The organism is Jiella endophytica, assembly GCF_004519335.1.
Lineage (GTDB): Bacteria > Pseudomonadota > Alphaproteobacteria > Rhizobiales > Rhizobiaceae > Jiella > Jiella endophytica.
Window position 1 is genome coordinate 271,400 of sequence record NZ_SOZD01000003.1, and the last position, 21,582, is coordinate 292,981.

At 66.5% G+C, this 21,582-nt stretch carries 15 protein-coding genes, 1 pseudogene and 1 riboswitch; of the genes and pseudogenes, 8 read left to right on the plus strand and 8 right to left on the minus strand.

All coding sequences use genetic code 11. The annotated features are described in order from the left end of the window. Positions 1 to 120: 120 nt before the first annotated feature. Positions 121 to 2,427, plus strand: coding sequence for an NADP-dependent malic enzyme (locus tag E3C22_RS11225; protein ID WP_134762112.1), 2,307 nt, complete (start codon positions 121 to 123; stop codon positions 2,425 to 2,427). A gap of 348 nt (positions 2,428 to 2,775) precedes the next feature. Here E3C22_RS11225 and E3C22_RS11230 read toward each other — a convergent pair whose 3' ends face one another. Continuing rightward, positions 2,776 to 3,087 (minus strand): GIY-YIG nuclease family protein, encoded by a 312-nt coding sequence (locus E3C22_RS11230; RefSeq protein ID WP_134762113.1) that lies wholly within the window; start codon positions 3,085 to 3,087, stop codon positions 2,776 to 2,778. 431 nt (positions 3,088 to 3,518) lie between these two features. After that, positions 3,519 to 3,627: riboswitch (TPP riboswitch) on the plus strand. A 178-nt stretch (positions 3,628 to 3,805) separates the two neighbouring features. Here E3C22_RS11230 and thiC point away from each other — a divergent pair. The 6 genes and pseudogenes from thiC (at position 3,806) to thiD (ending at position 9,301) form a co-directional block, all read left to right on the plus strand. Beyond that, a complete protein-coding gene (thiC, locus tag E3C22_RS11235; protein ID WP_134762114.1) occupies positions 3,806 to 5,641 on the plus strand; it encodes a phosphomethylpyrimidine synthase ThiC in 1,836 nt (611 codons plus the stop codon). Positions 5,642 to 5,646: 5 nt separating this feature from the next. Further along, entirely contained in the window at positions 5,647 to 6,624 is a 978-nt protein-coding gene (locus E3C22_RS11240; protein WP_134762115.1) for an FAD-dependent oxidoreductase, read from the plus strand. After that, a complete protein-coding gene (thiS, locus tag E3C22_RS11245; protein WP_134762116.1) occupies positions 6,621 to 6,818 on the plus strand; it encodes a sulfur carrier protein ThiS in 198 nt (65 codons plus the stop codon). The genes E3C22_RS11240 and thiS overlap by 4 nt, the downstream gene beginning before the upstream one ends. A 1-nt stretch (position 6,819) precedes the next feature. Next, the gene (locus E3C22_RS11250) at positions 6,820 to 7,605 is read left to right on the plus strand and encodes a thiazole synthase (RefSeq protein ID WP_134762117.1); all 786 of its coding nucleotides are present in this window, start codon (positions 6,820 to 6,822) and stop codon (positions 7,603 to 7,605) included. Further along, a pseudogene (locus tag E3C22_RS11255) lies at positions 7,602 to 8,195 on the plus strand (thiamine phosphate synthase); the annotation flags it as partial. The gene E3C22_RS11250 and the pseudogene E3C22_RS11255, both read left to right, overlap by 4 nt. A gap of 305 nt (positions 8,196 to 8,500) precedes the next feature. Then, entirely contained in the window at positions 8,501 to 9,301 is an 801-nt protein-coding gene (gene thiD / locus E3C22_RS11260; RefSeq protein ID WP_134762119.1) for a bifunctional hydroxymethylpyrimidine kinase/phosphomethylpyrimidine kinase, read from the plus strand. 318 nt (positions 9,302 to 9,619) lie between these two features. On the opposite strand, the gene xylB is transcribed toward thiD, so the two are convergent. The 7 genes from xylB to E3C22_RS11295 form a co-directional block, all read right to left on the minus strand. Then, the gene (gene xylB, locus E3C22_RS11265; RefSeq protein ID WP_134762120.1) at positions 9,620 to 11,077 is read right to left on the minus strand and encodes a xylulokinase; all 1,458 of its coding nucleotides are present in this window, start codon (positions 11,075 to 11,077) and stop codon (positions 9,620 to 9,622) included. A 318-nt stretch (positions 11,078 to 11,395) separates the two neighbouring features. Next, positions 11,396 to 12,709 carry a xylose isomerase gene (xylA, locus tag E3C22_RS11270; protein WP_134762121.1) on the minus strand — a complete coding sequence of 438 codons (1,314 nt, stop codon included), beginning with the start codon at positions 12,707 to 12,709 and terminating at the stop codon, positions 11,396 to 11,398. Positions 12,710 to 12,997: 288 nt separating this feature from the next. Next, positions 12,998 to 13,957: an ABC transporter substrate-binding protein gene (locus tag E3C22_RS11275; RefSeq protein ID WP_134762122.1), complete on the minus strand. Its 960-nt coding sequence runs from the start codon at positions 13,955 to 13,957 to the stop codon at positions 12,998 to 13,000. 26 nt (positions 13,958 to 13,983) lie between these two features. After that, complete coding sequence (locus E3C22_RS11280; RefSeq protein WP_134762123.1) at positions 13,984 to 14,982, minus strand: ABC transporter permease; 999 nt, start codon at positions 14,980 to 14,982, stop codon at positions 13,984 to 13,986. Continuing rightward, on the minus strand, positions 14,972 to 16,492 hold the full coding sequence (locus E3C22_RS11285) for a sugar ABC transporter ATP-binding protein (RefSeq protein ID WP_134762124.1): 1,521 nt from the start codon (positions 16,490 to 16,492) through the stop codon (positions 14,972 to 14,974). Before E3C22_RS11285 ends, E3C22_RS11280 begins: the two co-directional genes overlap by 11 nt. Positions 16,493 to 17,177: 685 nt before the next feature. Continuing rightward, complete coding sequence (locus E3C22_RS11290; RefSeq protein WP_134762125.1) at positions 17,178 to 18,347, minus strand: Gfo/Idh/MocA family protein; 1,170 nt, start codon at positions 18,345 to 18,347, stop codon at positions 17,178 to 17,180. Between the two features lie 12 nt (positions 18,348 to 18,359). Next, complete coding sequence (locus E3C22_RS11295; RefSeq protein ID WP_206026942.1) at positions 18,360 to 19,418, minus strand: sugar phosphate isomerase/epimerase family protein; 1,059 nt, start codon at positions 19,416 to 19,418, stop codon at positions 18,360 to 18,362. Positions 19,419 to 19,690: 272 nt separating this feature from the next. Here E3C22_RS11295 and mutL point away from each other — a divergent pair, with 272 nt between their 5' ends. Continuing rightward, positions 19,691 to 21,571 carry a DNA mismatch repair endonuclease MutL gene (mutL, locus tag E3C22_RS11300; RefSeq protein ID WP_134762126.1) on the plus strand — a complete coding sequence of 627 codons (1,881 nt, stop codon included), beginning with the start codon at positions 19,691 to 19,693 and terminating at the stop codon, positions 21,569 to 21,571. Positions 21,572 to 21,582: the final 11 nt, after the last annotated feature.

The window sequence follows — 21,582 nt, forward strand, 5'->3', positions numbered from 1 at the left end:
ACGCGGCGGTGCAAAACCCGGGCCAACCGGGCTTCGACACCGGCAAGAATGCGGTTTGCCGATGCATCGCCAGAGGGTAAGAGGACGAACGGTACGTCGCCGAAGCATGCGGAGGAAAGAATGAGCACCAACCAATCGCCGGAAACCGGCTCCAAGGCGAGCGATCTCGACGAACAGGCGCTGTTCTTCCACCGCTACCCGAAGCCCGGCAAGCTCGCCATCCAGGCGACCAAGCCGCTCGGCAACCAGCGCGACCTGGCGCTGGCCTATTCCCCCGGCGTCGCAGCACCCTGCCTTGCCATCGCCCGCGATCCGGGCCTTGCCGCCGACTATACCAGCCGCGCCAACCTCGTCGCCGTGATCTCCAACGGCACGGCCGTCCTCGGCCTCGGCAATATCGGGCCGCTCGCCTCGAAGCCTGTGATGGAAGGCAAGGCGGTCCTGTTCAAGAAGTTCGCCGACATCGACGTCTTCGACATCGAGGTGAACGCCCTCGAGATCGACCATTTCTGCGAGGTCGTCGCGGCGCTGGAGCCGACCTTCGGCGGCATCAATCTCGAGGACATCAAGTCGCCGGAGTGCTTCGAGATCGAGGCGCGGCTGCGCGAGGAGATGGCGATCCCTGTCTTCCACGACGACCAGCACGGCACGGCGATCATCGCCGCCGCCGCGGTGCGCAATGCGCTTCGCCTCGGGGGCAAGAAGCTCGAAGAGGTGAAGATCGTCGCTTCGGGCGCGGGCGCGGCGGCGCTCGCCTGCCTGAACCTTCTCGTCTCGCTGGGAGCGAAGCTCGAAAACATCTTCGTCACCGACAAGGACGGCATGGTCTACAAGGGCCGCGAAGTCGCCATGGACCGGTGGAAGGACGTCTATGCCCGCGACACCGAGATGCGGACGCTGGAAGAGGCGCTCGACGGCGCCGACATCTTCCTCGGCCTGTCGGCAGCGGGTGTCCTGAAGCCCGATTATTTGAAGAAGATGGCCGACAAGCCGCTGATCCTGGCGCTCGCCAACCCTGTGCCGGAGATCATGCCAGATCTTGCAAGGGAAGTGCGACCGGACGCGATGATCTGCACCGGCCGTTCGGACTTTCCCAATCAGGTCAACAACGTCCTCTGCTTTCCCTTCATCTTCCGCGGCGCGCTCGATTGCGGCGCGACGGGCATCACCGAGGGCATGAAGCAGGCTGCGACTGACGCCATCGCCGAGCTCGCCCGCGAGGAGGTCTCGGAAGTCGCCGCCAAGGCCTATGGTTCGGAAACGCCGGTCTTCGGGCCGGACTATCTGATCCCCTCCCCCTTCGACCCGCGGCTGATCCTGAAGATCGCCCCCGCTGTCGCGAAGGCCGCCGAGAAGGACGGCGTCGCCTCCCGGCCGATCACCGACATGCCGGCCTATGTCGAAAAGCTGAACCGCTTCGTCTTCCGCTCCGGCATGATCATGAAGCCGATCTTCCAGATCGCCGCGAATGCCGGCAAGCGCGTCATCTTCTCCGACGGCGAGGATGAAAGGGTGTTGAGAGCCGCGCAGGTTCTTATGGAGGACAAGGTTTGCGTGCCAATCCTCATTGGCCGGCCTTCCGTTCTCGAAAGCCGGCTCGAGCGCTACGGCCTGAAGATCCGTCCCGGCAAGGACTTCGAGGTGATCAACCCGGAGGACGACCCGCGCTACCGCGACTATGTCGACCATTATTTCGGCAAGGTCGGGCGCAAGGGCGTCAGCCCCGACACCGCCCGCACCGTGGTGCGCACCAATACAACCGTCATCGGCGCCATCGCCGTCGGCCGCGGCGAGGCCGACAGCCTGATCTGCGGGCTGGAGGGGCGCTTTCCCCACCATGTGCGCGACATCAGCCAGGTCATCGGCATGCGCAAGGGCGTCAAGAAGCTCGCCGCCATGAGCCTGTTGATCACCCAGGGGACGACGAAGTTCTTCCTCGACACCTATGTCCAGCGAGATCCGAACGCCGAGGAGCTCGCCGAGATGACGCAGCTCGCGGCGGCCGAGCTCCATCGCTTCGGCATCGCGCCGAAGGCCGCCTTCGTGTCGCATTCGAATTTCGGCACCGACGACACCGAGGATACGGTGAAGCTGAGGAAGGCGCTGAAGCTGGTGCACGCCGAGATGCCGGATCTCGAGATCGACGGCGAGATGCACGGCGACTCGGCGCTGTCGGAGGCGATGCGCAAGCGCGCCATGCCGGACTCGACCCTCACCGGCGAAGCCAACCTCCTGATCTTCCCGACGCTGGACGCGGCGAACATCACCCTCAACGTCGTCAAGCAGATGACCGACGCCCTGCATGTCGGCCCGATCCTCCTCGGCGCCGCCTCGCCGGCCCACGTGCTGACGCCGTCGGTGACCTCGCGCGGGGTGGTCAACATGGCGGCCATCGCGACGGCTCAGGCGATCGGGCTGGAGGGGTAGGAGGTCAATCCTCCAGATCTCTCGAGGGAATTCGCAAGGCGGCCATTCGCCCGCCCCCTCGCCCTTCGAGGCTCGCTTCGCTCGCACCTCAGGATGAGGGGGCTGAATGCGTCAAGGCAGCGGCAAGTTGTAGTCTGGACCTTGCGGATTTTGCGAGATCTTAGATGGAGGCTCAAAAGGCCGAACCAACGACGCCTCGATATGGCGCGAGTCACGGAATCCGGTTCCGGTCGTTCCTACGGTCGATCGAAGCCTCGGCGGGTCCCCATTCCCTCATCCTGAGGTGCGAGGCCGACCGGAGGGAGGTCGAGCCTCGAAGGGCGAGGGAATGGCATCCTTGCTTTCATCTCATCGATCGGAGCGCTTCCCTATCAAATGTGCGCGTCGCGACAGGTCAGGCAACCCGAGATAGTCGGTCGCGATCAGCCTCTCCTTCTTACGGCGCGACCAGCCCTTGATCTGCTTTTCGCGGGCGATGGCGTCGAGCAGCCGATCGTAGGTCTCGGTGAATACCAGCGTGACGGGGCGCCGTGTGAAGGTGAAACTCTTCGGGTTGGGGTCGTTGTTGTGCTCCCAGACCCGTGCCTCGATCTCCTGTTTGGTCAGACCGGTATAAAAGCTTCCGTCCGCACAGCGCAGGATATAGACGGTCACTTCCATCTGACATCTCTCCAGACAAACACAGATTGCATCTTGGGGAGAACGTTTGAGAGGGACAAGAGCGGAGAAAACGAGCGCGCTGTCCCCTCGCCCTTCGAGGCTCCTCCTCGCTCCGCTCGTTGTCGCACCTCAGGATGAGGGGACTGAGATACGCCGCGGCAGCTTCTTCGCAGCATCGGCCTCTGATCGAAGCGGACGAGCGAGTGGCAGGTATGGTCACGTCGCGAAGCGGAGGGCCACGATAGAATCTCGCAGGTGGCAAGCCGGCGTCTCAGCTGCTGCACAGAAACGCGGCGGTTCCTCCATTTCCTCATCCTGAGGTGCGAGCGGAGCGAGCCTCGAAGGGCGAGGGAATGGCACACCGCATTAAGGCGCGTTTCCCCCTCACCTCCCGGATCACCTTGACGCCGCCCTCCCCTCTGCTACCCTTCGACACGTCCACGGGGAGTTCCGCCAAGGAACTGAGAGGCCGCTAGCGCGCGGCGACCCGTCGAACCTGATCCAGTTCATACTGGCGTAGGGATGGAAGAAGGCCGTGAAGGGCCGCCGACGGGTTTCGATTTCTCCAAGGCGGCGCGCATTCGAAGACGGGATGTCGGGACACCGGCAGACGAAACGGTCCCCAGGGCCGACGTTTTCGAGGCATCCGATCAGCGGCACCTTTTCGATCACCGATCGACCGAACTGGATCTCCAACGCTCGTCGAAGGAGTTCCATCGTGAATGTCATTTCCAAGATCGCCACCCCGACCGTGACCACCGGCCCGCTGCCGGCCTCGCGAAAAGTCTATCTCGCCGGCACGGCGCATCCCGCCATCCGTGTGCCACTGCGCCAGATCGCCGTGCATCCCACCGCCGGTGAGCCGCCCGTCACCGTCTATGACGCCTCAGGCCCCTACACCGATCCGGATGCCGCCATCGACATCGCCAGGGGCTTGCCGCGCCACCGCACGGACTGGGCGCTCGCGAGCGGCGACGTCGAGGAATACGACGGCCGCCTCGTGAAGCCCGAGGACAACGGCAACCTGCCGGCCGACAAACTCACCCCCGCCTTTCCCGTCGCCCACCGGCCGCTGCGTGCCAAGGCCGGAAAGGCGGTCACCCAGCTTGCCTATGCCCGCGCCGGCATCGTCACGCCGGAAATGGAGTTCGTCGCGGTTCGTGAGAATCTCGGACGCGCCGCCGAGCAAGATAATCGCACACGAGACGGCGATCCCTTCGAGGCGGAAATCCCGGATTTCATCACCGGCGAATGGGTGCGCGAGGAGATCGCGTCGGGCCGGGCGATCATGCCCGCCAACATCAACCATCCCGAACTCGAGCCGATGGCGATCGGCCGCAACTTCCTCACCAAGATCAACGCCAATATCGGCAATTCCGCCGTCACCTCTTCCATGGCCGAGGAGGTGGAAAAGATGGTCTGGGCGATCCGTTGGGGCGCCGACACGGTGATGGATCTCTCCACCGGCCGCAACATCCACAACATCCGCGACTGGATCATCCGCAACGCCCCCGTGCCGATCGGCACCGTGCCGATCTACCAGGCGCTGGAGAAGGTCGACGGCATCGCCGAAAACCTCACCTGGGAGGTCTATCGCGACACGCTGATCGAACAGGCCGAACAGGGCGTCGACTATTTCACCATCCATGCCGGCGTGCGGCTGCAGCACATTCCGCTGACCGTCGACCGGGTGACCGGCATCGTCAGCCGAGGCGGTTCGATCATGGCCAAGTGGTGCCTGCATCACCATCGCGAGTCGTTTCTCTACGAGCATTTCGACGAGATCTGCGACATCTGCCGTGCCTATGACGTATCGTTTTCACTCGGCGATGGCCTGCGCCCCGGTTCGATCGCCGATGCCAACGACCGCGCCCAGTTCGCCGAGCTGGAAACCCTCGGTGAACTGACGAAGATTGCCCGGGCGAAGGACTGCCAGGTGATGATCGAGGGGCCCGGCCATGTGCCGATGCACAAGATCCGGGTGAACGTCACCAAGCAGCAGCAGCTCTGCGGCGATGCGCCCTTCTATACGCTGGGGCCACTCGTGACCGACATCGCGCCCGGCTACGACCACATCACCAGCGGAATCGGCGCGGCGATGATCGGCTGGTTCGGCACGGCGATGCTCTGCTACGTGACGCCCAAGGAGCATCTCGGGCTGCCCGACCGCGACGACGTCAAGGTCGGTGTCATCACCTACAAGATCGCCGCCCATGCCGCGGATCTCGCCAAGGGCCACCCGGCGGCGCAGGTTCGGGACGACGCCCTCTCTAGGGCCCGCTTCGAGTTCCGCTGGGAGGACCAGTTCAACCTCTCCCTCGATCCCGAAACGGCGCAGCTTTATCACGACGAGACCCTGCCGAAGGAGGCGCACAAAGTGGCGCATTTCTGCTCCATGTGCGGGCCGAAATTCTGCTCGATGAAGATCAGCCACGACATCAGAGCCGAAGCCCAGAAGGAGGGCATGGCGGCCATGGCGGAGAGATATCGCGCTGGCGGCGACCTCTACATGACGCCAGAAGAGATCGCCGCGAAAGCCGAGCCGGCGGAGTAGGATCGATGGAGATCACCGTCATCGGGGCCGGCGTCGCCGGCCTCGTCACCGCCGTGACCCTGGCCGAAAGGGGGGCGGCGGTGACGCTGCATGAACGCTCCGGAAACCTCGGAGATAACGCTGCATCCTGGCTCGCCGGCGGCATGCTCGCGCCTTACTGCGAGGCGGAGAGCGCCGATCCGGGAGTTGTCGCGCCCGGCCTTGCCGCCATCGACTGGTGGGCGGAACGGGTTCCGGGGGTCACACGCAAGGGGACGCTGGTGGTCGCATCCGGTCGCGATGTCGGCGAGGTTTCCCGCTTCGCCAGGCGCTCCGGAGGCGGCCTGCCGCTCGACGGGGCGGGGATCGCGGCGCTGGAGCCGAATCTTGCCGGCCGCTTTCACCGAGGTCTGCACTTTGCCGCCGAGGCGCATCTCGATCCGCGCATCGCCCTCGCCGCGCTTGTCCATCGTCTGGAGGGCCTCGGCGGGAAGATCCGCTTCGGCTCGGCGCTGGATCCCGAAACTGCCCCCGGCGACACGGTGATCGACTGCCGCGGCATCGCCAGCGACGCCCCTGGGCTTCGCAGCGTTCGCGGCGAAATGCTGATCCTTCGGACCGGCGACATCCGCCTGTCGCGGCCGATCCGGCTGCTGCATCCGCGCATGCCGGTCTACATCGTCCCGCGCGGCGAAGGGCTCTTCATGATCGGAGCGACGATGATCGAGAGCAGCGACGCGGGGGGCGTGCGCCTGCGTTCCGCCGTCGAGCTGATGAATGCCGCATATGCTCTCCATCCCGCCTTCGCAGAGGCGGAGGTCGTGGAGATGAAGGCCGGGCGCCGGCCGGCCCTTGCCGACAACCTGCCGAAGGTGACGCGCCGCGGCCGGATCGTCTCGGTGAGCGGGCTCTACCGCCACGGTTTCCTGCTTTCGCCGGACTGCGCGGCAAAGGCCGCGAACATCATCCTTGGCAACACCAAACGAGAGGAGATCGCCGCATGAAGATCACCCTCAATGGCGACCCGGCGGAGGTCGACGCCGTAACGCTCGCCGCCGCGCTCGCCGAACTCGGCTATGGCGAGGGCCCCTTCGCCACCGCCCTCAATCGCGACTTCGTGCCCGCCTGCGAGCGGGCCGAAACGCCACTCTCGGACAATGACGCGATCGAGGTGATCGCGCCGATGCAGGGAGGCTGAGATGCAAATCTATGGCGAAACCTTCGACAGCCGGCTGATGCTCGGCACCGCCCGCTATCCGTCGCCGGACATCCTGCGCCAGGCGATCGCCGCATCCGGCGCCAAGATCGTCACCGTGTCGCTGCGCCGCGAGGCCGCCGGCGAGCGGGCCGGCCAGGCGTTCTGGGACATCATCCGCGAGGCGGGCGTTTCGGTGCTGCCAAACACCGCCGGCTGCCACTCGGTGCGCGAGGCGGTGACGACGGCCGAGATGGCCCGCGAGGTGTTCGGCACCACACTCATCAAGCTCGAGGTCATCGGCGATGCCGACACGCTGCAGCCCGACCTCTTCGGCCTCGTCGAGGCGACGCAGATTCTTTCGTCCGAAGGCTTTCAGGTCCTCGCCTATACGACCGAGGATCTCGTCGCCGCCGACCGGCTGGTCGAGGCGGGCTGCCGGGTTCTGATGCCCTGGGGCTCGCCCATCGGCTCGGCGCGCGGCCTGAACAACGTCTATGGCTTGCGGGCGATGCGGGCGCGGTTTCCGGATCTGACCCTGATCGTCGATGCCGGCATCGGCGTGCCCTCCCATGCCAGCCAGGCCATGGAGCTCGGCTATGACGGCGTGCTCCTGTCCTCGGCGGTGGCGCTCGCCGGCGATCCGGTGAAGATGGCCGAAGCCTTTCGTCTTGCGGTCGCGGCCGGCCGGCTCGGCTACGAAGCAGATCCGCTTTTGCCCCGCGACATGGCCGAGCCCTCGACGCCGGTGCTGGGACAGGCTTTGCTGGGTGGGGCGGTGCTTTCATGACGCGGCTCGACCCGTTCTACCTCATCGTCGACAGTGCCGACTGGATCGACCGGCTGGTGCCGATCGGCGTCAACCTGGTGCAGCTGCGCGTCAAGGATACGCCGGAGTACGAGCTACGCTGCGAGATTCGCCGGGCGCGTGAGACCTGCCGGCGCAATGGCTGCCGGCTGGTCGTCAACGACTACTGGCGACTGGCGATCGAGGAGGGCTGCGACTTCGTCCATCTCGGTCAGGAGGATCTCGTGGAAGCCGACGTCCCGGCGATCCGCCGCGCCGGACTTTCGCTTGGCGTCTCCACCCATGACGAGAGCGAGCTCGAAGCGGCGCTCGCCGCAAAGCCGGACTATGTCGCGCTCGGCCCTGTCTGGCCGACGATCCTGAAACAGATGAAATGGGCGCCGCAGACACCGGCCCGCATCGCCACCTGGAAGCGGGCGGTCGGCGACCTGCCGCTGGTCGCCATCGGCGGCGTGACGGTCGAGCGGCTGCCGGAAGTGTTCGCGAATGGCGCCGATATTGCCGCCGTCGTCACCGACATCACCCGCAACGCCGATCCCGAAGCCCGCACGCGGGAGTGGATCGCCGCAACGCGGGGGTATGTCGGGACGGCGACGCGAGGGACGCCCGCATCCATCGTTGGCGCCGCTACCCCCCTCTGCCTGCCGGCATCTCCCCCTCAAGGGGGGAGATCGGCGGCTTCGGCGGGAGCGCCTCCCGCTCCGACGAATGAGAGGGGCTGACGCATGGGACCGAAGGGGCAGCTGTCCGCGCCAGATCGATCTTCCCCCTTGAGGGGGAGATGCCCGCCCTTCGACTTCTGCCCAGGAGGGCAGAGGGGGGTGTCTGGCGCTGCGGCTGACGATTGCGTTTGTCGGATCTCCGCGACAGAACCGCAATGAACCGCCACACCATCCTCGTCATCGGCGGCACGGACTCCTCCGGCGGGGCGGGGCTGGCGGCCGACATCCGCGCCGCGGCGGCCCATGGCGTCGATGCGAGGCTCGCAGTGACAGCGGTGACCGCCCAGAACGAAGGCAGGGTCGGCAGCGTCGCCATCATGTCCCCTGCCCTCGTCGCCGAGCAGATCGCCATGGCGCTTCAGGACGGTCAGGTTGTGGCGGTGAAGATCGGCATGCTCGGCGACGAGAGCGTCGTGCAAGCGGTCGCAGGGGCGCTTGCCGACTTCGAAGGGCCGATCGTCCTCGATCCGGTGATCGCGGCAAGCTCCGGCGGGCTGCTTCTCAGCAAGGCCGGCATCGCCAGCCTGATCGAGCGGCTGCTGCCGATGGCCGCGCTGGTGACGCCGAATCTGCCGGAACTCGCCATCTTGGCGGATCGCCTCGGCATGCCGGCTCTTCCGGATCACCTCGGTGTACCGGTCTTCACCTCTCGGCGCGCCGGAGAACCGGTCGAGGGCCGGGCGCTCATCGAAGCCGGCGCACGGGCCGTGCTGGTCAAAGGCGGCCATGGCGAGGGGACCGAGGCCGTCGACTTGCTTTACTGCGGAAGCGACGCCGCTTGCGCACCGCTCCGGCTGACATCTGCGCGGCTTGCGGCAGAGCTTCGCGGCACCGGCTGCATGCTCGCGACGGCGATCGCCTGCGGCCTTGCGAAGGGCCTTGCGCTGGAAGACGCCTGCGCTGCCGGCAAGGACCATGTGCGTGGTCTGCTGGCGCGTGTAAGAAAGGTATTCTGAAGTCCCGTGGAGGCGACTTCAATCATATCGACTACGCCAAGGCTTCGTCATCCCGGGCTTGACCCGGGATCCATTCCAAACCGGACGGACTGCCAAGGCTTTCGACCTCATTCGCATTGGGTGGTCCGCAGCGAATTTGCAGTTTTCACCGTAGAGGAATGGATCCCGGGTCAAGCCCGGGATGACGAGGCTTAAATGCCTCGCCCACATTCTGTAGCTCGCGGATCGGGCCGTGCCGATCCAGTCGAAGCAAGTTCTCGAAAGCCGGCGCGTCGACCGCTGACGTGGCTGGCGGTCGATCGCGACCGCCGCGGCGCCTCACACCGCCATCGCCTGCTTGATGGCAGGATAAAGCGCCTTGTAGCGGCGGTGGCCATCGCGATAGGCCTCGATCTTCTCCGTCACCGGCGCGAAGCTCCGCGCCACCGGCGGCAGAGTGATGACGCTTTTCGGGTCGGCTCCGGTCGCCGCGGTGATGCCGAGCCGGGCCGCACCGAAGGCGGCACCGAAATCGCCGGCCGCCGGCAGCGCGATCTCGGTCTCGAGCACGGTTGCCATCAGTTGCAGCCAGTAGGCCGAACGCGACCCCGCGCCGACGGCGATCAGCCGCTCGGGCTTCGGCGTATCGCCGGCGGCGTCCAGGCAGTCGCGCATCGAATAGGCGACGCCCTCGAGCACCGCGCGGGTCATCGCCTCGCGCGACGTGTCGCTCTCGATACCGGCCAGCACGCCGCGGATGTCGGCGTCATTGTGCGGCGTGCGCTCGCCGGAGAGATAGGGCAGGAACAGGAGCCGGCCGGGCTCGGCGATGGTCTCGCCCAGCGCCCCGGTGAGAGTGCCGGGCTCTTCCTTCAACAGCTTCGACAGCCAGTCCATGCAGCCGGCGGCCGAGAGCGTCACGCCCATCTGGTGCCAGAGGCCGGGGATCGCGTGGCAGAAGGTATGGAGCGCGGTCTCGGGCACCGGCGCGTATCCTGCGGTCGCGGTGAAGAGGACGCCGGAGGTGCCGAGGGACAGGAAGCCGGTGCCCGGCTGCGCGACGCCGACGCCGCAGGCGGAAGCCGCATTGTCGCCGCCGCCGCCGGCAACGACGACGCCGGGCTTCAGGCCGAATTTTTCGGCAAGGATCGGCCGCACTTCGCCCGAGGCCTGCGTGCCCTCGACGAGGCTCGGCATGTGGTCGCGCGAAAGCCCGGTGCGCTCCAGCATCCGGTCCGACCAGTCGCGCTTACCGGTATCCAGCCAGGAGGTGCCGGCGGCGTCCGACATCTCGGAGACGGCGTCGCCTGTCAGCCAGAGGCGCAGATAGTCCTTCGGCAGGAGCACGTGGCGCGTCTCGGCGAAGAGCTCGGGCTCGTTCTTCTGCATCCACAGGAGCTTCGGCGCGGTGAAGCCCGGAAAGACGATGTTGCCGGTGATCGCCCGCGATTCCGCGTCGTCCAGCGCCTTCGCCTCGGCATGGCTGCGGGTGTCGTTCCACAGGATGCAGGGCCGCAGCACGTGGCCGTCCTCGCCGAGCACCGTCGCGCCGTGCATGTGGCCGGAAAGGCCGATACCGGCGATGTCGCCGAAGGCTTCTGGCTGTTCGGTGCTCAGCTGCTGCAGCGCCACCTCGCAGGCGACGATCCAGCTCTGCGGGTTCTGCTCCGACCAGCCGAAATGCGGCCGCTCGACGGTGAGCGGCACCGAGACCGATGCGATCACCGCCTGATCCTCGGCGATCAGGAGCGCCTTGAGCGAGGAGGTGCCGAGGTCGAGGCCGAGATAGGTTGCCATTGTCGTGTTCGGTCCCTTCTGGGGCGGCGCACTGGCGTGCGGGCGCCGGAATTGCCTTCGCGCAAACGCATAGCACCGTTATGGCCGGCGCAAGAGCCGGGACACCTTCGAATGGTGTCCCCCGCCGCGCGGAGCAGGCCCTTATCGCACGCGGTCAACGTCAGTCTAGCGAATGACAGCGGGCTAGGATTATCCGGGAAACAGGCGGTTATAGGCCGGTGGCGACGCCTTCAGACGCCTTGCGACGCGTCGGGCGCCATGCTGCCTCGCTGGCCGGCGTTTCGAAAAAGCCGGCCAGCCGTGGCAAAGCTGCGACGGTCAGACGTAGCGGTTGACGACGCCTTCCAGCATCTCCTGCCTGCCGGACCTCGGCTGCGGGCTGAGCGAGAGCGCCTTGTCGGCGATCTGTTCAAGGGTCATTTCGCCGCCGAGCATCGCCTTGTTCTCGGCCTTGTCCCAGCCGGCATAGCGCGCTTCCAACGGCCCGGTCAGCGCCTTGTCGGCGAGCATCGCCTCAGCGGCGAGGAGACCCCTCGCACAGGCGTCCATCGAGGCGACATGGGCGATCAAAAGGTCGTCCGGGTCGATCGACTGGCGGCGGATCTTGGCGTCGAAATTCAGACCGCCCGTCGTGAAGCCGCCAGCCTTGAGCATCTCATGGAAGACCAGCGCCATTTCCTTCACGTCCATCGCAAACTGGTCGGTATCCCAGCCGAGCAGGTCGTCGCCCCGATTGATGTCGAGGGAGCCGAAGATATCGTTGGCGAAAGCGAGCTTCACCTCGTGCTCGAAGGAATGGCCGGCGAGGATCGCGTGGTTCTGCTCGATGTTGAGCTTCACGTCCTTCGTCAGATCGTATTTCTGCAGGAAGGCGTAGACCGTCGCGACGTCGTAGTCGTACTGGTGCTTGGTCGGCTCCTTCGGCTTCGGCTCGATCAGGATCGGGCCCGAGAAACCGATCTTGTGCTTGTAGTCGACGAGCATCGACATGAAGCGGCCGAGCTGGTCGATCTCGCGCTTCAGGTCGGTGTTGAGCAGTGTCTCGTAGCCCTCGCGACCGCCCCAGCAGACATAGTTGGCGCCGCCGAGACGATGGGTGGCGTCGATCGCCGCCTTCACCTGGCCGACCGCGTAGGTGAAGACGTCCGGATCCGGATTGGTCGCGGCGCCGGCCATGTAGCGGCGGTTGGAGAAGAGGTTGGCGGTGCCCCAGAGAAGGCGCACCTTGGCGCTTTCCATCTTCTCGGCGAAGATGTCGGTGATCACCTTCAGATTGTCGTTGGATTCCTGCAGCGACGCCCCTTCCGGCGCCACGTCGACGTCGTGGAAGGCGAAGAACGGCACGTCGAGGAGCCGGAACATCTCGAAGGCGACCTCGGCCTTCTGTTTGGCGAGTTCGAGGGCGTCGCCGCCATGCATCCACGGTCGGTTGAAGGTCTCGCCGCCGAACGGGTCGCCGCCCGGCCAGGTGAAGGAATGCCAATAGGCGACGGAGAAGCGGAGGTGATCCTCCATCCGCTTGCCCATCACCTTCCGGTCCTTGTCGTAGAAGCGGAAAGCCAGCGGATCGCGGCTTTCGGTGCCTTCGTAGACGACGGGGTTCTTGCGGTCGAAAAAGTCTGTCGCCGGCATCGGGCGGCCTCCCTCATTGCCTGAGACGGGGTCTCGTTGTCGGGCTCTGGCCTAGGCGAGCGCCGATGCAAAGGCAAGCGGGCAGTTCGGCCGGCGATGCGACGATCGTCGCATGCGCCGCGCCATCAGACCCGGCGCCGCGCGGGGAGCGCGGCGCCGGGTTATCCAGGCGCAATCTGCGCCTTCAGATCGGACGGGGACGCGGCCACCGGCCCCGAGCCCGGACGCCTGACGACGGCCGGGAACCCGTGCCTGCGGCCGGCCGTCAGCCTGGCTCGACGATCCGCCTCAGAACGGCGAATCGGGGAAATAATGCTCCTTGGCGTTCTCCGGGGTCACCAGCACCGAGTCGATGACGAAGCGGCCGGCCATCGGCGCCTTGGAGACGAAGCGATCGGCGGTCAGCCGGATCGCCGTCGCGATCATCGAGGGCGGATAGGTGACGTCGGCCGGCACCATTTTGTCGCCGGCCTGCACCTTCTCGATCATCTGCTTCATGCCGGCGCCGCCGAGCACCCACATATCGCCCTCGCGGCCGGCCTGCTTGATCGCCTCGATGACGCCGAGGGCCATGTCGTCGTCGGAGGCCCAGACGGCGTCGATCTCGGCGTATTTCGACAGGAAGTCCTGCATCACCTCGAAGGCCTTGTCGCGGTTCCAGTCGCCGTGCTCCATGCCCTCGATCTCGATATTCGAGCCCTCGATCGCCTTCTGGAAGGCCTCGACCCGCTCGTTGTCGATGGTCGTCGGGATGCCGCGCAGGACGACGATCTTGCCGCCGTCCGGCATCTTTTCCTTGAAATAGTCGCCGGCGACGCGGCCGAAGGCGGTGTTGTCGCCGGCAACGTAGAGATCCTGGATTCCCGGCTGCGACAGGCCGCGATCGACCACGGTGACGAATTTGCCGGCATCGGCGACGCGCTTGACCGGCCCGGTCAGCGGATCGGATTCGAAGGGCAGGACCACCAGGGCGTCGATGTTGCGGGTCGCCATCATGTCCTCGATGTCGGAAACCTGCTTGCCGGGATCGCCGGCCGTCGCCAGGACGAAGGTCAGGTCCGGATAGGCGGCCTTCAATTCGTCGATCGCCTGCTGGGCGTGGAAGTTGACACCGCCGGTCCAGCCGTGGGTCGCAGACGGGATCGACACGCCGATCGTCGCCTTGCCTTCCTGCGCAAGGGCGCCGCCCGGCAGCGCCAGCGCGGCGGCAAAGAGCGCCCCCGCCGCGATATTCATCAGTCTTTTCATTGCCTTCCTCCCGAAGTTGGCGCTTGTCATGCGCCTTTGCGGCCGCGCTGCAGAACGACGGCCAGAATGATGATGACGCCCTGGATCGCCCCGTTGAGATAGGGGCTGACGAGGTCGGTCAGATTGAGGATGTTGTCGATCAGGCTGAGGATGACGACGCCGACGACGGTGCCCCAGACACGGCCGAAGCCGCCCTTCAAGACGGTACCGCCGATGATCACCGCGGCGATCGCCTCGAGCTCCCAGAGGAGGCCCGTCGTCGAGGAGGCCGAGCCGAGGCGCGGCACATACATGATGGTGGCGACGCCCACCAGCATGCCCTGCAGCATGTAGGTGGCGAGCCGGACGCGATCGACGTGGATCGCCGAATAGCGCGCAACCTGCTCGTTGGAGCCGATCGCCGCGCAGTGCCGGCCGTAGGCGGTCTTGCGCATGACGATCTCGCCGGCGACGGCAACGAGGGCGAAGACGACGATCGGCCAGGCGATGCCGGCAACGCCGCCGTAATAGACCGGCCGGTAGACCTCGCGGAGATTGAAGTCGAGGGACAGCGTGCCGCCATTGGCGAGCCACACCACCAGCGAGCGGAAGATGCCGAGCGTGCCGAGGGTGACGATGAAGGCCTCGATACGCCCCTTGGTGATCAGGATGCCGTTGAGGAATCCGGCTCCAAGGCCCATGGCGAGGCAGGCGAGCATGCCGACGAGGATCGTCGCCCAGCCGCCGCCGAGCTGCGGGATCAGGGCGTTGAGGATGATGATCGTGACGCCGGCGAGGAAGGCCGACATCGACCCGACCGAGAGATCGAGCCCGCCGATGGTGATGACGAAGGTCGCGCCAACCGCGATGATGCCGATGAAGGCCGAGCGGGCAAGGACGTTGGTGACGTTGCCCGCCGACAGGAACTGATCGTTCAGCGACATGCCGAGAATGACGAGGGCGACCAGCGCCACCAGCGGCCCCAGCACATGAAAATCCACCCGGAGGCGCCGCCGTGCCGGCTGTTCTCTCGCCTCAACTGCCATGGGCCGCCTCCCTCGCCTCGCCATCCAGCCCCATCGCCCGACGGACGATCGCCTCTTCGGTGACCGCCTCCCCGGACACCTCGCCGGCGATGCGGCCCGATCGCATCACGATCACCCGGTGGCAGAGGCCGATCACCTCGGACATTTCCGACGAGATGACGATCACCGCCTGCCCCTCGCGCGCCAGCTGATGGACGAAGGCATAGATCTGCTGCTTGGTGCCGATGTCGATGCCGCGGGTCGGCTCGTCGAGGATGACGATCTCCGGTTCGACCAGCATGGTCTTGGCGAGGAGCAGCTTCTGCTGGTTGCCGCCGGAGAGGTTGCCGACCGGCATGGTCTTCGAGGCGGCGCGGATGTCGAAACGCCGGATCGCCGCATCGAGCGCCGCCTCCTCGGCCTTTTCGTCGACGAAGATGCCGGAAAACCGGTCGAGACCGAGCAGCGTCAGGTTCTCCCGAAGGCCGTATTTCAGCAGCAGCCCGCGTCCCTTGCGGTCCTCGGTGAGATAGGCAAGGCCATGGCGGACGGCTTCCTTGGGCGAGGCGATGCGCACCACCTTGCCGGAGCGGCGGATCGTGCCCCGGGCACTGCGCAGCCCCATGATGCCTTCCATCAATTCCGTACGCCCCGCCCCGACGAGACCGGCAAAGCCGAGGATCTCGCCGCGCCTCAGCTTGAAGGATGCGCTCTCGACATGACCCGGCACCTCGAAGTCCTCGACCGAGAGGACGACGTCGGCTGCGGTCTCCCCGGCCTTGGCCGGGAACAGATCGGAGAGTTCGCGTCCGACCATCAGCTCGGCCATGCGGTCCGGCGACATTTCATCGACCCCGGCATGGGCGACAAGCGAGCCGTCGCGCAGCACCGTCACCTCGTCGGCCACACGGGCGATCTCGTCCAGCTTGTGGGAGGTGTAGAGGATGGCGACACCGGCCGCCTTCAGCCGCTCGATCTGGGCAAACAGCACCTCGGCCTCGCGGCCGGTCAGGACCGCCGTCGGCTCGTCCATGATCAGGACGCGGGCGTTGCGGGCGAGCGCCTTGGCGATCTCCACCATCTGCTTCTGCGAAACCGAGAGGCGCGAGACCTCGAGACGCGTGTCGATCGGCGTCGCGAGCTCCTCGAGCAGGTTTCGCGCTCTTTCGCGCATGGCCTTGCGGTCGAGGAAAAAGCCGCGCCGCATCTCGCGGCCGAGAAAGATGTTGGCTTCGGCCGAGAGCTGCTCGGCGAGGTTGAATTCCTGATGGATGAGGACGATGCCGGCGCTTTCCGCAGCCTCGGAGTCGGCAAAATGCACCGGCTCGCCGAAGAACCGGATCTCGCCGCCGGAGACCGGCTGATAGCCGGCGAGGCACTTCATCAGGGTGGACTTGCCGGCGCCGTTCTCGCCGACGAGGGCGTGGACCCGGCCCGGCGTCAGCGTGAAGTCGGCGCCATGCAGCACCTCGACCGGCCCGAAGGATTTTCGCACCCCGCGCGCTTCGAGGATGGGGCCCGGCCCGCTCATGCAGGGCACTTCCTGGAGGCCTTTGAAGCGCTCGGTCGAAGGGCTGCTGAAGCGCTCGGTCGGAGACCATCGGAAGCGCTCGTGTCAAAAGCCGCAGAGGAAGAGTTCGGTCCCAAATCGGCTGGGGAAGCGCTCTTTTCACGAGTTACTGGGGAAGCGCTCGTTCCAGGAGCGGCAGAGGAAGAGAGCCGCACGTCCCTCCCACACGCGGCCGTCATTCTCGGGCCCCGTCCCGAGAATCCAGAGATCGTCGGACGCCGTCTTTCGCCAGCCCCCACGCCGCAGAAGGCCATCGCTCCGGCAGCCGCCCCTGGATTCTCGGGACGGGGCCCGAGAATGACGAAGCGGTGGCTTTCGCGGGTCGTCGTCAGGCTTCGTCGCAAGCTGCGGCACACCCCCCTCTGCCCTGCCGGGCATCTCCCCCTCAAGGGGGGAGATTGTTCGGCGTCTCTCCTAAACGTCGGACGCGAATCTTGCGAGACCAGTTCTTTCGCCGCAGCTGTCGGAGCCGCCGATCTCCCAGGCGACAGGCACGGTTCCTTCGACACCAGCTTGTTTGCCGCAGCCATCGAAGCTGCCGATCTCCCCCCTTGAGGGGGAGATCGGTGGGCGTCCATCCCCGACGACGGGTGCCATCTCGATGACGGCAGCTCTATACCTCCCTCACGCGAGCGGAAAGCGGAGATCAAAGCGTCACCCAAGCGCCGTCCTTTTTCGACGAGGCGACGCAGGCCTCGATGAAGGCGAGGCCGTCGACGCCGTCCTCAATGGTCGGCAGGGCGATGCCGTCCGGCGGCGGGCGCCCATCGGAGGCGGCGCGGATCAACTCGGCCGCCTCGGCATAGATCGTCGCAAAGCCTTCCAGATAGCCTTCCGGATGGCCGGGTGGAATGCGGCTGACCGCCGCCGCCGCGGCATTGGCGCCGGCGCCGCCGCGGGTGAGAAGGCGCTTGGCCTGCCCAAGCGGCGTGTACCAGAGCCGGTTCGGCTCTTCCTGCGCCCATTCGAGCCCGCCGCTCTCGCCATAGACCCGCAATGTCAGGCCGTTCTCGTTGCCGACGGCGACCTGGCTCGCCCAGAGCATGCCCTTCGCCCCGCCGGAAAAACGCAGCAGCATCGAGGCGTTGTCGTCGAGCTTGCGGCCGGAAACGAAGCTCGAAAGATCCGCCGAAAGTTTTTCGACCCTCAACCCGGTCACGTAGCAGGCGAGATTGTGGGCATGGGTGCCGATGTCGCCGATCGCCCCGCCCGCACCGGCCTTTGCCGGATCGACCCGCCAGCCGGCCTGTTTCGAGCCGGTGTCCTCGGCGCGCTCCGCCAGCCAGTCCTGGGCATATTCGGCGACGACGACGCGGATCTTGCCGAGATCGCCATTCGCCACCATCGCCCGCGCCTGGCGGATCATCGGATAGCCGGTATAGTTGTGGGTGAGGATGAAGACCTTGCCCGAGCGCTTCGCGATCTCGGCAAGCTCCTTCGCCTCGGCCAGCGTCGTCGTCATCGGCTTGTCGCAGATGACGTGGAAGCCGGCCTGAAGGAAGGTCTTCGCCACCGGAAAATGCATGTGGTTCGGCGTGACGATCGCCACAGCCTCGATGCCGTCGTCCCTTGCCTTTTCCTTCTCGGCCATCGCCTCGTAGGAGCCGTAGCTGCGCTCAGGATCGAGCCCGATCTCGCGCGCCGAGGCCAGCGCCTTTTCCGGCGTCGAGGAGAGTGCGCCGGCGACGAGCTCGAACTTGTCGTCGATGCGGCTGGCGATCCGATGAACCCCGCCGATGAAGGCGCCCTGCCCGCCGCCGACCATGCCGAGGCGAATGCGCCCGGAAAATCCCTCGCCGCGTCCTTCGATGGCCATCGCCGTCTCCCTTCAGTCCGAAATGCCAAGCATGCGCTTGTTCGCCGCCTCATCAGTTCCACCAGAGGCGAAATCGTCGAAGGCCTTTTCGGTGACGGTGATGATGTGATTGGCGATGAAGGGCGCGCCCTCGGCGGCGCCCTGCTCGGCGTCCTTGATGGCGCATTCCCATTCGAGGACCGCCCAGGAGTCGTAGTCGTATTCGGCAAGCTTCGAAAAGATCGCGGCGAAATCCACTTGCCCGTCGCCGAGGGATCGGAACCGCCCGGCCCGTTTCAGCCAGGGCTGGTAGCCGGAATAGACGCCCTGCCGGCCGGTCGGGTTGAACTCCGCGTCCTTGACGTGAAAGGCGCAGATCCGCTCGTGATAGATGTCGATGAAGTCGACATAGTCGAGCATCTGCAGGACGAAATGCGACGGGTCGTAGTTGATCTGGCAGCGTGGATGGTCGTCGCAGGCTTCGAGGAACATCTCGAAGGTCGCGCCGTCGAAGACGTCCTCGCCGGGATGGATCTCGTAGCCGACGTCGCAGCCGACTTCATCGAAGGCGTTCAGGATCGGCACCCAGCGCCTGGCGAGTTCTTCAAAAGCGGTGTCGATCAGGCCCGCCGGGCGCTGCGGCCAGGGATAGAGAAACGGCCAGGCGAGCGCGCCCGGGAAGGTCACATGGCTCGAAAAGCCGAAATGGCCCGACGCCTTCGCCGCCATCTTCAGCTGCCCCACCGCCCATTCCTGCCGGGCCTTCGGATTGCCGCGCACCTCGGGGGCCGCAAAGCCGTCGAAGGCCTCGTCGAAGGCTGGATGGACGGCGACGAGCTGGCCCTGGAGATGGGTGGAAAGGTCGGTGATCTCGACGCCGGCGTCGCGGCAGATGCCGGCGACCTCGTCGCAATAGGTTTTCGATTCCGCCGCCTTGGCCAGATCGAACAGCCGGGCGTCCCATGTCGGGATCTGCACGCCCTTGTAGCCGTGGCCGGCGGCCCAGCCGGCGATCAACTTCAGGTCGTTGAACGGCGCGGAATCGCCGGCAAACTGGGTGAGGAAGATCCCCGGTCCCTTCATCGTCTTCATGATGTCCTCCCAACCGCGCATCCATCGGATACGCCCTGCCCGGCCGCGCTTCTTCGTTGCAGTCCCGGCGGGAGGAATTTGGCACGAGCCGCGAATGATTTGAAGAGCCGTCGATCCGATCGTCGATCTCCGAGACGTTGCCCCTGCCGGTGGAAAACACGTCACGGCAACGCTTTGGCCATGGCCCATGGTTTGCCGGCCCCGATCGACTCGACTAGAACGAGGCGACAGGCAGACGGCGCCAGACGCGCCCGGCGGAGCGGAGACAAGCCTTGCCCATCGTCCAGCTCGACGAGCATCTGATCGACCAGATCGCCGCCGGCGAGGTGGTCGAACGGCCGGCGAGCGTCGTCAAGGAACTGGTCGAGAACGCCATCGACGCCGGCGCGACCCGCATTGAGATCGCGACAGCCGGCGGCGGCAAGACCCTCCTCAGGGTCACCGACGATGGCTGCGGCATTCCCGAAGGCGAGCTTCTCCTCGCCGTGCGCCGCCACTGCACCTCGAAGCTTTCAGGCGGCCTCGAGGAGATCGCCACCCTCGGTTTCCGGGGCGAGGCGCTGCCCTCGATCGGCTCCGTCGCCAGGCTGTCGCTGCGCTCGCGCGCCGCCGGCGCCGGCGAGGCCTTCGAGATCGCCGTCGATCACGGCCATTGCGACGGGCCACGGCCGACCGCGCTTTCCCGCGGCACCGTCGTCGAGGTGCGCGATCTCTTCCATTCGGTGCCGGCGCGGCTGAAGTTTCTCAAGAGCGAGCGGGCGGAATCCTCGGCGATCACCGACGTCGTCAGGCGGCTCGCCCTCGCCGAGCCGGAGGTGCGCTTCGAGATTTCCGGGCCGGACCGCACGGCGACGGTGTTCGAGGCGGCCCGCGACATGGCCGAGCGGATCGCCCAGGTGGTCGGCGGCGACTTCACCGGCAATGCCGTTGCGATCGACGCGGCCCGCGAGGATATCCGGCTGTCGGGCCTTGCCGGCCTGCCGACCTATTCGCGCGGCAATTCGCTGCAGCAGTTCCTCTTCGTCAACGGCCGACCGGTGCGCGACAAGATGCTGGTCTCGGCGCTCAGGGGCGGCTATGCCGACGTGATGGCCAAGGACCGCCACCCGGTCGCCGTCCTGTTCATCACCCTCGATCCCGCTCTTGTTGACGTCAATGTCCATCCGGCCAAGGCCGACGTCCGGTTTCGCGATCCCGGCCTCGTGCGCGGGCTGATCGTCGGGGCGCTGCGCCAGGCCTTTGCCGAGGCAGGGCTGCGCTCGTCCAGCGAGGGGACGGCGGGCATCCTCGCCCGCATGCGCGCCAAGGCCGGCGAGGTCACCCCGGCGCCGCGCCGCTTCGAGGGCTTTGCCCCCGGCGGCTTTGCGGCGCCCCGGCAGACGCCCTTCGACGCCGGTGCCTCGCCCTACCGGCCCCTGGCGCCTCGATCGGAGACCGCGACGCTGGAGCGCGGCACTGCCGCCTCCGACGCAGGCTTCAGGCCGAACGGCCTTGATGAGGACGCCGTGACCTATGAGGCCGGCGCGGCGAGCCCCGTTATCGCGACGAGCGGCGAGACGCAGCCGGCGGAAGACTTTCCCCTCGGCGCGGCGCGGGCGCAGCTCCACGGCAACTACATCGTCGCCGAGACCGACAAGGGCCTCGTCATCGTCGACCAGCACGCCGCCCACGAGCGGCTCGTCTACGAGGCATTGAAGGAGGCGCTGCACGGCAAGGCGCTGGCCTCGCAGATGCTGCTCATTCCGGAGATCGTCGATCTTTCGGCCGACGACGCCGAGCGGCTGGCGGAGAATGCCGCCGATCTCGCCGCCCTCGGCCTGCATCTCGAGCGCTTCGGCCCCGCCGCGATCGCCGTCAGGGAGACCCCGGCCATCCTCGGCCAGACCGACATCCAGAAGCTGGTGCGCGACCTTGCCGACGAGCTCGCCGAATTCGGCACGAAGGATTCGGTGAAGAGCCGGATCGACCATGTCGCCGCGACCATCGCCTGTCATGGCTCGGTGCGTTCCGGCCGCGTCCTCAAGCTCGACGAGATGAACGCGCTGCTGCGCGAGATGGAGCGCACGCCCTCGGCAAGCCAGTGCAACCACGGCCGGCCGACCTTCATCGAGCTCGGCCTTGCCGACATCGAGAAGCTGTTCGGCCGCCGGTAGCGGTTTGATTT